Source organism: Micromonospora sp. NPDC050200, assembly GCF_040656135.1.
Taxonomy (GTDB): domain Bacteria; phylum Actinomycetota; class Actinomycetes; order Mycobacteriales; family Micromonosporaceae; genus Micromonospora.
In genome coordinates this window covers 57,126-70,038 of record NZ_JBFALG010000035.1, presented here as the reverse complement: position 1 = coordinate 70,038, position 12,913 = coordinate 57,126, and the positions used below count along the sequence as shown (strand labels likewise).

Genomic DNA, 12,913 nt, shown 5'->3' with positions numbered 1-12,913 from the left:
ACAACCCGAAACCGTTCGTGTGGACCAAGACCGCCGAGGAGATCCTCGACTCCCTCGCCAGATATTGCAAACGAATTTCAGGCGCACCACACTAGACGAGCACTAGACCCACAGTGAGCTGCCACAGGGCGGCTCAGTGAGTCTGTTGATCCTCGACCTCAACGCACTGTTCTCGACAGGACCGCGCGCCGAGCGCCGCCACGCCCCGTCACTCAGCGTGACGCACGGTGGGCGGCGTGAGCGTACGTTCCAAACGACGGTTTGCAGCATCCCGCTGATGCGTTTTGTGGTGAATTGCTCCTACCCGTCGGTGTTGGCGCGGCGGGCTGTCGTCAGGTGTTGTTCGCCCTGTCCATGGCTAGCGCTATCGATGCCTGGGCTTGCTCGAGCGTGTCGCCGGCTCCAACCGCAAGGTCTCGTAGGTACTGGCGGAACTCGTCGTCAGACGGGTGGGTTGAGGTGAGGTAGCCGGCGAGTTCGAGGCTGACTAGGCCGTGCAGCTGACACCACGTGTGCTGGGTGATGGACCAGGGGTCGGCGGGACGGAATCGGCCTGCCTGAATGCATCGGGTGACGGCATCCCGGGCTGCGTGCAGCGTGTAGAGGCCGATGCGCCGGTCTTCTTGTGACAGTTGGAACCCGGCGATGCTTGAACCGCCGAACATCACCGCGTACAGGTGAGGCGCCAGGTGCGCGGACTGCCGGTACGCGATGGCCAACTGGAAGCTGTCGGCGACTGGGTCGTCGCTGGCATGCACCGTCGACAACCGGTCAGCTAGCCGGGCGAAGCCTTCCCGGATGACGGCTCGCACCAGGCCTGGCATGCCGCCGAAGTACGTGTAGACGGCCATTGTGGAGGTGCCGGTCTCGCGTGCTAGTGCTCGCGCGGACAGCGACCGGGGTCCCTGCTCGGTCAGCAGCCGAGCAGCGACTTCGACGAGTTCCTGCCGCGGATCGCTGCTTGTCCTTGACACGAGCTCATCATAACGGTGTTATTGACATAACGGTGTTATGAGGGGGTGGTTGGATGTTGGGGCCAGAACGGATCCGGGCACGGATCCCGCGACTTGCCGAAGCGTACGGAGACGACTGGGGAACGGTGGCCGGCGGCGGAGAGCCACTTCGGCTGGCCGTGCTCGGCGACTCCGCGGCGGCGGGGGTCGGTGCTCCCGACCATCAGGCGGCCTTGGCCGGTCAGACTGCGGTTGCACTCGCCGCACTGACCGGGCGGCACCTGTCTTGGCGGGTCGTGGCACGATCGGGAGCCACGGCCAGAACGATCCGACGAGACTTGGTGGACGGCATCACGGATCCACACACGCGGTGGAGCCCACACTTGGTCCTCGTGGTTGTGGGGGTCAACGATGCGGTCCGGTTGCGGCGACCCGGCCGGTTCCGGCGCGATGTCGAGCATCTGGTGGCGGTGATTCGGCGTCGGCTCGGCGCCCCGATCCCTGTGCTTCTGGCTGGGCTGCCCCCCGTACACCGCTTTCCCGCACTGCCTGCGCCAGCGCGGCTGCTGCTTGGGATCCACGCGCGCCGGCTGGACCGTCAACTCACGCGCCTGGCTCGACGGGACACGGGCGTGTTCCACTTGCCGGTCGGGCACTTACCCATCGAACGAGACGACTTCTTCGCCTCGGATCGCTTCCATCCCGGCCCAGCCGGATACCGCGTGTGGGGCCGAGCGCTGGGTGCACAGACGGCCACGATCCTCGAGGCAGTCCTGCCTATGACCGTGGAACCGAATGTTGCCTGTCAGCGTGACGGCCACACACGGGGCGCAACTGCAGAAGAGTCCGGCCGGAGGTAGCCGGCGGGCAACATCCGCTCTTCGGCACGTCCGGACGCCTTGCCCGGTCGCAGTCAGCTACGCCCCCGTGACGCGGAGTAAGCGCCATGATCGGATGTTGGTGTCCGTCACGACCGTCCGACCATGAAGGTCATCAGACCGCAGGGGATCACGCGGTGACCGTCAGTGGGACCGGCAGGCCCTGCTGCACCTCGAGGACCGCCCGCTCGCCCAGCGGTTGAGCCAGATCGACGGTGGTGGTACGCCGCGCGCCCATGTCCGGGCATGTCTCGCCGGCCGCGTGGGGGTGCTCGATGACGATGACGACGACCGCGTTGACCGACTCGATGGCCTCCGCGCTGTAGTCGGCGCCGCACGGCTGGCTTCCCGAGTTCGGTGCGCCGGTGAAGGTGACGGTCAGCTGGCGGCTGGGCGTGGTCGTGGTCGCCGAGTCGATTGGCAGGCCAGCGGATACGTCGTAGGGGTCCCACGACGGCGGGGTGACCTTGACCGTGGCCGAACTGGCGACCGCGACTCGGGTCACCCGTGCCGCCGTTCCTCTCAGCGTGTACTCCCAGGCCGGCGCTGTCGCCGGGCCGCGCGTGGTCTGGATCCGCGCCGTGGTCAGGCGCGCGGCGGTGACCTCCAGCGGTACGCACTCGGAACAACCCCCGGCGCCCGCCGCCGCCAGTTGCTTGAGTGCTTCGTCGGCCGAGAGCAAGGGAACTGCCTGGGTGGCACCGCTCTCCCAGACCACCTGTCCGGTCGGTTGCCGGGGGGCGGGCAGCGCGTTGGCGGCGACGACCAGGCCGGACATCAACGCTTGTTTGTTGTCTCCGTCCGTGGGTTCCCAGTCGCCGAGTTGGCCGGTCAGGTCCCCGACCGGAACGAAGCGCTGCGAGCCGCCGGCGTCGAGGACCGCCTTGTCGTACCGGGCCAGGGCGTCGCGCGCCTGCTGGCGCTGCCTGTCCAGACCCTCCCCACCCGGCCCGTTCCCATCCGTGCCACAGCCGCCGAGCACGGCCACCACCGCGATCCAGAGCATCCAACGCCGTCGAGCCATCCCCGCTCACCTCCATGCCCTTCGATCGAAAGGGTCCCACGGGAGGTTCCGGGGACAAGACACGCCTCGACAACGGTTCGGGACACCGCGCCGCCTTCGTGGGCTGTCGAAGTGGCCCCGGGGCCGACGTCGCTCGGCCTTTTCAAAGGTCGGCAGCGCGCGCAGTGAAGGGCCCACGGGTCGAGGCGGGTGTCCGGCTCGGGCAGCAGGCGGACCATGTAGTCCAAACGACAGTCGGCGCTCTCCCAGCAGAAATCCACCCGTTTCGACCCGCCAGCGCCCCGGGTCACGAGTCGGCCCGGTGCACGACCCGCCGTCGCCGTGTAGCAGCATGACGGCCATGACCGATCAGCGGGCTGTCATCATCCGGCCGGGCGGGCCGGCGGACGCGTCCACCGTGCTGGCACTGCTCGACGGCGCCACTGCCTGGCTGGTGGCGCGGGGGCGGACCGGTCAGTGGGGCACCGAGCCGGCGTCGTCCGACCCCCGCCGGATCGCCCAGGCCGACGCGTGGGCGGCCAGCGACGGACTGCACCTGGCGATGCTCGGCGACACGGCCATCGGCGCGCTGGTGGTCGGCGCGGCGACTGATTACGTGCCGCCGGCGACCGAGCCGGAGTTGTACGTCAACCTGCTGGTCACCGACCGGGCGTACGCCGGCCTGGGCATCGGAGCGCGGTTGTTGGAGCACGCCGCGGAGCTGGCCCGCGATCGCGGTCTGGGATTGCTGAGGGTGGACTGCTACGGCGGCGACGACCGGGCGCTGGTCCACTTCTACGAGCGGTGCGGCTTCACCGCCACCGACCCGTTCCTGGTGCGACGGCCGGGCCGGGAGCCCTGGCCGGGTCAGGTGCTCGCCCGCCGCCTCGAATGAGCCGGGGGGGTGGGGGCGCTGCTCGGCGGGGGCATGTCGCCGGCATTACCCACCCACGGCACACCCGGACGAGCGGCGCCGGTCCGACATTCCCGCTTGACGACAGCGCTCATCGGATGGGTCGCGCGACGCCGAACCCCCCGGTCGACCGACCCGGGGGGTTCGGCGCGCCGGGGGTGGCTACCGTGGCGCGCCCGCCACGGCGGACAGGATGAGGACGTCGTCCAGGTTCGCGTACGTCACCCGGTGGCCGAACTGAAGCTGTACGTACCGGCGCTCGCCCCGGGCCACGGTCCGGTCACACCACGGCCTCTCGTCCGGGTGAATTCTCGCCCGCCGCGGCGAGCCTTGTCGTGGTCATGGTCGTCAGTCGTCGGCTCGCCAGCGGTAGTACTCGTGGGCCACCGAGTCCTGGTGGCCACGCCAGGTGTCCGGGTTGTACGGGCTGATGAACGGGCTGAGTTCCGCCATGATCTTGGCAAAGACCGGCCGGTCATGGTCGTGCCCCGTGGCGTCGGCGACCGCCTCGTCGGTGCGTTCCAACAGGTGCACGTAGACGTCGTCGATCGAGTACAGCCAGCGTCCGGTGACGCCGAGCTGGACCGGCAGCGACCCGGCGTCGGACTCGCCGAAGATCCGCGCGACGTCGGGCTCCGCGCCGGGCTTGATCCGTCCGATGATGACGGTGAGATTCCTGCCGGCCGACTCGGGCGCCGAATCCGCGGCCGGAACCCAGCTGTAGAACTCCTTGGCGACCGAGTCGGACGGGTTCTTCCAGTTCTTCGGGTACGGCGTCACGTACGGAGCGATGGCTTCGGCGATCTTCTGGAACGCGGGCAGTCCCCGGGTCTGGCCCGACACCCGCGGGTCTTCCCTGCGCTCGATCACGTGGATGTAGAGGTCGTCCAGCGACAGCAGCCGTCGCCCGATCACGCCGAGGTCCTGTGGTCGGGTCGTCTTGTCGTAGTAGCCGAAGACATCGCCGACGGTGCCCTCGCTGCCGGGAACCATGTGACAGACGATCACGTTTCGGAAGACCATGACTGCTCCTCGGGTGTGCATGTTGACTGAGTGGACGTTGATGTCATGTTGCGGATGGGAGAGGCCGTCAGGCGGTGAACCGGACCGGGAGTTCCAGCAGGCCCCGGAACGGCGACGCCGCCGGCAGCCGGCGCAGTTCGGAGACCGGCACCCCGAGCCGCAGCTCCGGTAGCCGGCGCAGGAGCGCCCCGATGCCGATCTGTGCCTCCATCCGGGCCAGCGAGACTCCCAGGCAGTAGTGGACGCCGTGGCCGAAGCCGATGTGCGGGCCCCGCTCGCGGCAGAGGTCCAGCCGATCCGGGTCGGCGAAGTGCGCCGGGTCGTGGTTCGCCGCGTTGATCACCACGCCGACGATCGACCCGCGCGGAATGCGTACGCCCTGATACTCGACGTCCTCGGTGGCGATCCTGGGACTGGCCACCGGCAACGGGCCGTCGAACCGGAGCAGCTCCTCGATCGCCGAGGGCAGCAGGTCCGGCTTGGCGCGCAGCAGGTCGAGCTGGTCAGGATTGGTCAGCAACGCCACGGTCGCGTTGCCGAGGAAGTCCGCGGTGGTCTGGTGCCCGGCGAACAGCAGCAGGAACGTGGTGGTGACAAGTTCCCGTTCGGACAGCTGTCCGTCGTGGTCGCAGGCGTCGATCAGCGCGCTGATCATGTCGTCGCCGGGGCGTACGCGTTTGGCCTGGACCAGGTCGGCGAGATAGTGGTGCAGCCGCAGCTGGGCCTCCTGCACGGCCGCCCTGTCCTCCTCGGGACCACGGCCGGACGACCCGGACGTCCTGATCACCTGGGTCCAGTCGAGGACCCGCTCGTGGTCCGTCTCCGGTATCCCGAGCAACTGGCTGATCACCATCATCGGCAGCGGGATCGCGAAGTCGTGCATCAGCTCGGACTGGCCCTGCGGGATGATCTTGTCGAGCAGGTTGTCCACGATCTCCGCCACGCGGGGCCGAAGGGCCTCGACCCGACGCGGCGCGAACGCCTGCGACACGATCCGGCGCAGCCGGGTGTGCTCCGGCGGATCCGCGTTGAGCATGTTCTTGTTCAACGCCTCGGAGTTCGGCCCGAAGATTCGCAGGTACTGCTGGCCGGGCCCGTAGAGATCTTTGGACAGCCTGGGGTCGGTCAGCGCCGCCCTGGCATCGTCGAACCGGGTGATCAGGTAGGAGTCGAACCGCGGCGAACTGACCGGACACACCGGTTTCTCCGCCCGCATCCGCGCGAAGGTGGGATAGGGGTCGGCGGCGAATTCGTGGGTGTAGAGCTCCGCCGCGGGTACGGCATCCTCGGTCATCGCGACTCCTCCGGCTCGCTCCGTACGCTGTGCAGAACCTGGTAGGTGTGCCGTTGCGCCGATTCGCGAAGCTCGCGGATCATCTGCAGCAACCGCTCCCGGTGCTCGCTGCGGCCGAAGGCGTCCAGCCGTTCGCGGTCCGCCCAGTCGCTGATGATCAGATAGCTGCGCGGGTCGTCGGCATCACGGACCAGGTCCTGGTTCAGACATCCGTCCAGCGCCCGGATCTCTTCCGCCGCCGAGCGCCACTCCGCCTCGAACCGTTCCTCGCAGCCCTCCCTGGTACGCATGGCGAGCACGGTGCGTACCGTCGTCATCGCGCGCCTCCGAACACCAACTGCAGGTGCTTGCTGAGCGCGTCGGCGTCGACCGGCTGGCTGCGGAACCCGACATGCCCGTCCGGGCGGACCAGGTACAGGGCGGTGCCGTCGACGCCGTACCCGGCGCGGAACTCGCCCCCGGCGTCGCGCACCACCGGCGGATCGAGCAGCGACGCCACCCGGGCGTCCGGGCTGAGCAGCAGGTAGATGTCGACCTGCCCGGACGTCTGCCGGCGGACGTCGGCGCACAGTTTCCCCACGGCCGTCACGGTCCCCTCGTCGGTCGAGCCGTCGGCGTAGAGCAGCAACGTGTGCCGGGTGCCGCGGGTCAGGTCATGCAGCCGCAGCGGGTGCCCGACGCCCCGCCGGCTCAGGCCACCGACGTCGGGAGCGCGGTCGCCGGGCCCGGGACCGTCGCGCAGGGCATCGGGTGCGGACAGGGACTCGCCGACCAGCGGACTGTCCGAGTAGCTGAGCAGCATGGACATCTCCTGCAGGAACTGCCGCTTCAGGTCCTCGCGGTCCAGCTCGTCGGTGAAGGCCAGCCGCACCGCGCGCCCGACGATCTCCTCGCCCTCCGGGCGCCGTTCGGTCTCGTAGCTGTCCAACAGCCCGGGTGCGGCGATCCCCCGCACCGCCAGCGCCAGCTTCCACGCCAGGTTCCAGGCGTCCTGGATCCCGGTGTTCATGCCCTGGCCGCCCGCGGGCGGGTGCAGGTGCGCCGCGTCGCCGGCCACGAACACCCGGCCGTCGCCGTACCGGTCCACGATCCCGTGGCTGATCCGGAACACCGACGACCAGCGCAGGTTCGACGCGCGCGTGCCGGGCGGCGCCAGCTGGTCGAGCGCGGCCTGAATGTCGGCGAGGGTCGGTTCGGCGAGCTCCTCGCTGAACCCCGGCGGGGCGTCCTGCCCGCCGGTCTGCGCGAAGAACCGGCCCGGCGCCAGCGTCGCGATCCGGTACCGGGACTCGCCGCGCAGCGGAACGCAGACCAGCATCCCGTCCATCCGGCCGTCGGTCTCGTGCATGAACCGGAGCAGGTGCCCCTCCGGCATGTCCCAGTCCACGTCCACGTCGCAGAGCATGAACAGCTGCGGGAACCGGCCCAGCCCACCGGAGAACGTCAACCCGAGCAGCTCCCGGACCTTGCTGTGCGCGCCGTCGCAGCCGACCAGGTACTTCGCGCGTACCGTCTCCTCGCCGGCGGCGGTCGCGAGCGTGGCCAGCACGCCGTCGTCGTCCTGGGTGAACGCGACCAGCTCGGCGCCGCGCTGCGGGCGCACGCCGAGCGTGGCCAGCCGTTCGGTGAGGATGCGCTCGGTCTCGTACTGGGGAAGGCCGAGGTGCGCGTAGGGCAGCTCGGGCAGCTCCCAGCTCATCTGATGGGTCTGCACGCCGTTGACGAACACCATGTTCCCGGTCAGCCAGATCCCGGCGTCCATCGCGTCCCGCACGATGCCCTGGCTCTCCCAGATCTCCATCGTGCGGCAGTGCACGCCGATCGCCTTGTCGGCCTGCCCCGGCGGGGTGGCCAGCTTCTCGACCACCCGGCACCCGATGCCGCGCCGGGCCAGCTCGACGGCGGCGGTCAGCCCGGTGGGCCCCGCTCCGACGATGAGTACGTCCGTTGTCGTGTGCACGTCGATCTCCTTGCCCGTACTCGGTTCTCGTCTGCTGTCGGGACGCGCCGCGCTGTGGAACAGGCGACGCCGGAAGTCCTTGAGGAGGAACGGTGCGATCGGCCCGGCCTCCTCCTGCGCGTGTGCCGGGTTGCCGATCCAGCGGTAGAACTCCGCTTCGCTGCGCCATTCGGCGAAGATGTGGTGGACGTCCGAGTCGGGCTCACGCAGCAACTCCTCGCGGAGGTACCCGGGCACCCCGGCCACCCTCGCGGCGACCTCGACGTACCCGCGCTCGAACTCCGTGAGCCTGGCGGCCGGCACGGTGATCTCCACATCCACGAAGACCTTCGAGCCGTTGCCGTCGGCGTCGCGCATCACCCGGTAGCTCTCCGCCCCGGGCGTCTCGCACAGCGCCTGTACGGCATCGGCGAAGCGCGCGGCGACCGGCCCGTTCTCGTAGTCGCGCAGCGCGGACTCGTCGGCCCACTCGGTGACGACCACGAACGAGCGCGGGTCGTTGGCGTCGAGAAGCAGGTCCCGCAGGAGGTTGCCGGCCAGTCCGCTGATCTGCCCGGCGACCGCTCGCCACGCGGATTCCACGGCGTGTTCGCATCCCGGGCGCGCGCGTATCCGGAACATCGTCCTGATCATGAGGTCTCCTTTGACGGCCTGCGCGAGACGGTGGAGCTGTTGAACGACGGTGGCCAACGCCCGTCCCTTCGCGACCGGTCGCCCACCGCGACGATCGGTGGCGCTCCCGGCTGCGATGCCGGGTAGAAGGTCCCGGCCAGTGGCACCCGGACCGCGACGACGTCGTCCTGCGACCGTGCCGGGCGTCGCGTCACCCCGCCGTCACCGGCGGCCGGTGTCGAGTCCGCGCGCGTTGACGCGGCGGGGACGGGCCCCCGGCACAGTGGAGTCCGCGACGCCGCGTCGACCGCCGCCACCGCCCGAAGCAGGACGGCCGTCCCCCGGCGAGCACCCACGGTGGCGCAGCCGCCGGCCGCTGCGGCCGGGCCGGGGACGATCCGCGACGGACCGGGCCCCGCCGGGGCCGGGCCCCGCCGCGCAGGCACCTCGTTCGGCGCGAGCACGTCATTGATCAGCGCGGACATCGCCGCGGACGGTTCTAGCTGCAACTCGCGCCGCAGTAGATCGCGATACACGAAGAAGGCATGCAGAGCCTCGTACGCGTTGCCCTCCGCCAGGTGCGTCTCGACCACCAGCCGGTGCGGCGTCTCCCGCAACGGTTCGGCCGCCATCGCCTCGAGCGCGGCCTGCAACGCCTCGCCGTGCTCGCCGGCACGCAGGTGGGCCCGCGCCATCTCGTCGAGCAGGTGCAGCCGCAACTGACTGAACCGTTCCCGCTCCAGCAGGACCCAGTCGTCGTACCAGCCGGGCAACAGGTCGTGGCGCCCGGCGGCGAGGACCGCCGTCGCCGGCCGCGGATCGCCGCCCTGGCTGACCCGGGCGTCGGCCCGGGCCAGCTCGTCGACATCCACGTCGACCATCGGATGCAGCCGGACCGTGTCGCCGACGGTGATCACCGGGCAGGACGGGTCCCGGCGCAGCCGCCACAGTGCCGTCCGCAACGAGGACAGGGCGCGCTCCTCCGCCACCTCCGGCCACAGCAGGCCTGCCAGCTGAGCACGGGTGGCACCCGGGCGCAGGCCGATCAGGGCGATGCTGCGTTGCAGCCCGCGCGGCACCGCCACGGGCCGCCTGCCGTGCAGCAGCCGGAAGCCGCCGAGCAGCAGGAGACGAACCGCCGGCTCGGCGTCGGACCCCGGCTGTGCTGGCGTGCCGCCTGTCGTGGACAACCGCGTGCTCTTCTCACCCGTCACGATCGAACTCCCTGCACCGGGACCGTGGGCGGCAAGAGCCACCCTGCTGGAGCCCACCGACCGCCGGCTGAACCGGTGAAACGGGGCTTGAGCTGCCCGAGGATCGCTCGCCTCAGCTGGAAGTCTGCGCAATCGGCGTCACCCCGGCGTCACCGCGCACCAGAATCTGTGCGGTTCCTGTGACAGTCCGTTGACACCCGTCGCCGCGCGGTTGGCGTCGATCGGAACCTGGGGACAAGCGGAACTTCTCGAACTCGAGGCCTGCCTGCTCACAGGGGGCCCTGGTACGCGGGCCTGGGGATCCCGCCTACCCTTCATAGGTGGGCGCGCGCATCGAGGAGCTGGACCGGCTCGACGGGTACACCTACCTGACCGTTCCGGAACGGCCCACCTATCTGGCGATCATGCGCCTGTTCGCCGGCTCGCTGATGACCGACCTGTCGGCGCAAGAGGTCGCGGACGCGCTGAACGGCAACGGTGAGCAGTTGACCGTCGATACCGCCGCCGACCGCCTGGGACGGCTGGTGAGCTGGGGCAATCTGCTGCCGAGTTCGCATGCCGTACGGGTGAAGAGCATCGCCGAATACCACCGGGCGCGCTCGCGGTACCAGCTCTCACCTCTGGGCGAACGGATCCAGCGGCAGGTGGACGAGATGTTGGCGAGCGCCGACTCGGCGCGCGAGATCAGCCGGGAGCTGCTCGGACTGGTGGCGGCGGGCCTGGCCCGCGTCGCGGAGCAGGTCGAACGGCCGGGCGGCCCGGACCCCGCCCAGACCCGGGACGTCGTGGTCACCGCCTTCGCCCAGTTCTGGCAGTTCCGCGATTCGGTGCGGGACTTCTACGCCTACCTGGGTCAGGTGCTCGCCCGCTACGACCTCGACGCCGGGGAATACGCGGGCTTCAAGAACCTCCTGCTCGACTACGTCGAGTCCATCACCGAGGAGGTCGTGCTGCTGGCGCCACGCATCGAGCGCGACCTCGACCGGATCTGGCCGCAGCTGCCCGCACTGCTCGCCCGGATCGACGCCGACGGTGACGGCCTCGTCTCAGCCGCTGAGGCGGTGGGTGTCACGGTGCAGCGGACCCGCGGCCGTGAGGTGGCCGACTGGGAGGCGCTGCGCGCCTGGTTCCGGGACACCGACGGCCGGCGCAGCGAGGTCGGTCAGCTCCGCGACGCGACACTGCGGGCGTTGCAGTCTCTGCTGGCCAACGCGAAGCGGATGATCCGCTCCTCCGGGCACGGGGTGTCGCGACGCCGCGACCTGCTGCGGCTGGCGGGGTGGCTCGACGGCGCCGACGCCGACACCGCCGCGGATCTTTTCACCGCGGCCTTCGGGCTGTACGGGGCGCGCCATGTCGGGATCGCGGGAGATCCAGAGGCGGTGGTTCCGGCGACGGAGAGCTGGTGGCCGGCACCCGCGGTGACGGTGCCGGTGTCGTTGCGGGAACGGGGCAACCGGGCGCCCCGCGGCCGGCCGACCGGCGTGGTGGACCGCAGCGAGCAGCAGGCGATGTTGCTCGCGGAGGCGGCCGCGACCCAGCGCGCGCGCGTCACCGCCGCCGGTGAACTGCTCTCCGCCGCGGCTGACCTGTCCGCCGTCCGCCTGTCCGCGTCGGCGATGAGCCTGCTTCTGGAGTTGCTGGCGCGGGCGTTGGGTGCGGGTGATCCGGCGTTCGGGTCCGCGGTGACGCTCTCGATGGATCTCGGGCTGCGGTGTGAGGTGGTCGGGAAGCCGGGGGCGACGCTGGTCCTGCGATCGGCCAGCGGTGACTTCACCGCTGACGGGCTGTCCATCAGGCTCGCGCCGGTGGAGGCGACCGGCGATGGCTGATGAGCATGACATCGCCCTGGCCGCCGAGCGTCGGCGGGCCGTACGCGCTCTGTTGGCAGTGCCTCTGCTGCTTCCGGGGCACGACGAGTTCCCACTGGTCAGGCGACATGCCGACTGGTTGAAGACATGGTTTGCCACCTTCCTCGGCTACCGGCTGGTGGTGGAGGCCGGGTTCGCCCGACTGTTCAAGGCCGGACTCGGCCCGGGGGCGGGACGGGGCCTGACCCGGTCGACGGGAGCGCCGTTCACCCCCCGGATGTACTCGTATCTGACGCTGGCCGTCGCCGTCCTGTTGACCTCCGCCGAGCAGATCCTGCTCTCCCAGCTCGTCGCGGACATCCGGGCGGCTGCCGTCGAGGCCGGCATCGACCTCGGCGACGTGGACCGACCCGCGCAGCGGCGGGCGCTGGGGGCGGCGCTGCGGCAACTGGTCGCCTGGCGGGTGCTGGTGGAGGAGCAGGGCAGCGTCGCCGGGTACGCCGACGACGGTCGAGCCGAGGCGTTGCTGACCGTGGACCGGGACATCGCCGCCCACCTGCTGGCGACGCCACTGAGCAGGGCGGACACGCCGGAGGGCTTCCTCCGGTCCGCCTCGGCGGCAGGTCCGGGTGGCGCCCGGCACGCCGTCCGCCGGCGGCTGGTCGAGACTCCGGTGGTGTACGTGGACGACCTGACCGCCGCCGAGCGGGCCTGGCTGCGCCGCGAGCAGCGCCGGGACGAGCGGTCCTTCGCCGAGTACGTCGGTGTGCAGGCGGAACTGCGGGCCGAGGGCGCGGCACTGGTGGACCCCGACGACGACCTGTCCGACATCGGGTTTCCCGGCACCGGCACGGTGGCCCAGGCCGCCCTGCTCTGCGTCGAGGCGCTGGTGGCGGCACTGCGCCCGGACGCCCCGACAGCCCGGCCGGGTGCGACGCCGGTGATCGGGGTGCCGGTACCGGAGGGCCTGTTGGACGATCTGCTCGCCGGCCTGGTCGAGCGGCACCGTCGGCACTGGGCCGGCGCCTACGTCGACGACGCGGTCCTGCTCCGCGAGGCGGTGACGGGGCTACTCGTCCAGATGCGCCTGATGGCCCCCGCCGGACCCACGGTCGCGGACGCGGAGGACGACGATGCGGTGGCCGCGGCGCGGGCGGTGGACGCCCGGCAGGGGCGCGGCTGCACCCCGCCGGGCGGTTACGTCCTGCTGGCGGCGGCCGCGCGCTACGCCGTACTCGAAAGGAATGTGTGA

General features: G+C 70.7%; 10 protein-coding genes and 1 pseudogene. 4 read left to right on the top strand and 7 right to left on the bottom strand.

Annotated elements, in window-relative coordinates:
• Positions 1-332: 332 nt before the first annotated feature.
• Entirely contained in the window at positions 333-974 is a 642-nt protein-coding gene (locus tag AB0I41_RS22430) for a TetR/AcrR family transcriptional regulator (RefSeq protein WP_357110697.1), read from the bottom strand.
• A gap of 53 nt (positions 975-1,027) precedes the next feature.
• Between AB0I41_RS22430 and AB0I41_RS22425 the strand changes: the two genes are divergently transcribed.
• Positions 1,028-1,813 (top strand): SGNH/GDSL hydrolase family protein, encoded by a 786-nt coding sequence (locus tag AB0I41_RS22425; protein WP_357110694.1) that lies wholly within the window; start codon positions 1,028-1,030, stop codon positions 1,811-1,813.
• 148 nt (positions 1,814-1,961) lie between these two features.
• Here AB0I41_RS22425 and AB0I41_RS22420 read toward each other — a convergent pair whose 3' ends face one another.
• Entirely contained in the window at positions 1,962-2,855 is an 894-nt protein-coding gene (locus AB0I41_RS22420) for a hypothetical protein (protein ID WP_357110691.1), read from the bottom strand.
• Between the two features lie 340 nt (positions 2,856-3,195).
• Here AB0I41_RS22420 and AB0I41_RS22415 point away from each other — a divergent pair, with 340 nt between their 5' ends.
• Entirely contained in the window at positions 3,196-3,729 is a 534-nt protein-coding gene (locus AB0I41_RS22415) for a GNAT family N-acetyltransferase (protein ID WP_357110689.1), read from the top strand.
• Between the two features lie 366 nt (positions 3,730-4,095).
• On the opposite strand, the gene AB0I41_RS22410 is transcribed toward AB0I41_RS22415, so the two are convergent.
• The 5 genes and pseudogenes from AB0I41_RS22410 to AB0I41_RS22390 all read right to left on the bottom strand — a co-directional run.
• Entirely contained in the window at positions 4,096-4,770 is a 675-nt protein-coding gene (locus tag AB0I41_RS22410) for a TcmI family type II polyketide cyclase (RefSeq protein ID WP_357110686.1), read from the bottom strand.
• 67 nt (positions 4,771-4,837) lie between these two features.
• Positions 4,838-6,064: a cytochrome P450 gene (locus AB0I41_RS22405; protein WP_357110683.1), complete on the bottom strand. Its 1,227-nt coding sequence runs from the start codon at positions 6,062-6,064 to the stop codon at positions 4,838-4,840.
• The gene (locus AB0I41_RS22400) at positions 6,061-6,381 is read right to left on the bottom strand and encodes an antibiotic biosynthesis monooxygenase (protein ID WP_357110680.1); all 321 of its coding nucleotides are present in this window, start codon (positions 6,379-6,381) and stop codon (positions 6,061-6,063) included. Before AB0I41_RS22400 ends, AB0I41_RS22405 begins: the two co-directional genes overlap by 4 nt.
• On the bottom strand, positions 6,378-8,657 hold the full coding sequence (locus AB0I41_RS22395) for an FAD-dependent monooxygenase (RefSeq protein ID WP_357110678.1): 2,280 nt from the start codon (positions 8,655-8,657) through the stop codon (positions 6,378-6,380). The genes AB0I41_RS22400 and AB0I41_RS22395 overlap by 4 nt, the downstream gene beginning before the upstream one ends.
• A gap of 443 nt (positions 8,658-9,100) precedes the next feature.
• Positions 9,101-9,826: pseudogene (locus tag AB0I41_RS22390) on the bottom strand (bacterial transcriptional activator domain-containing protein); the annotation flags it as partial.
• Between the two features lie 344 nt (positions 9,827-10,170).
• On the opposite strand from AB0I41_RS22390, the gene AB0I41_RS22385 reads away from it, so the two are divergent.
• Positions 10,171-11,682 carry a TIGR02677 family protein gene (locus AB0I41_RS22385; protein WP_357110675.1) on the top strand — a complete coding sequence of 504 codons (1,512 nt, stop codon included), beginning with the start codon at positions 10,171-10,173 and terminating at the stop codon, positions 11,680-11,682.
• A complete protein-coding gene (locus AB0I41_RS22380; RefSeq protein ID WP_357110673.1) occupies positions 11,675-12,913 on the top strand; it encodes a TIGR02678 family protein in 1,239 nt (412 codons plus the stop codon). Before AB0I41_RS22385 ends, AB0I41_RS22380 begins: the two co-directional genes overlap by 8 nt.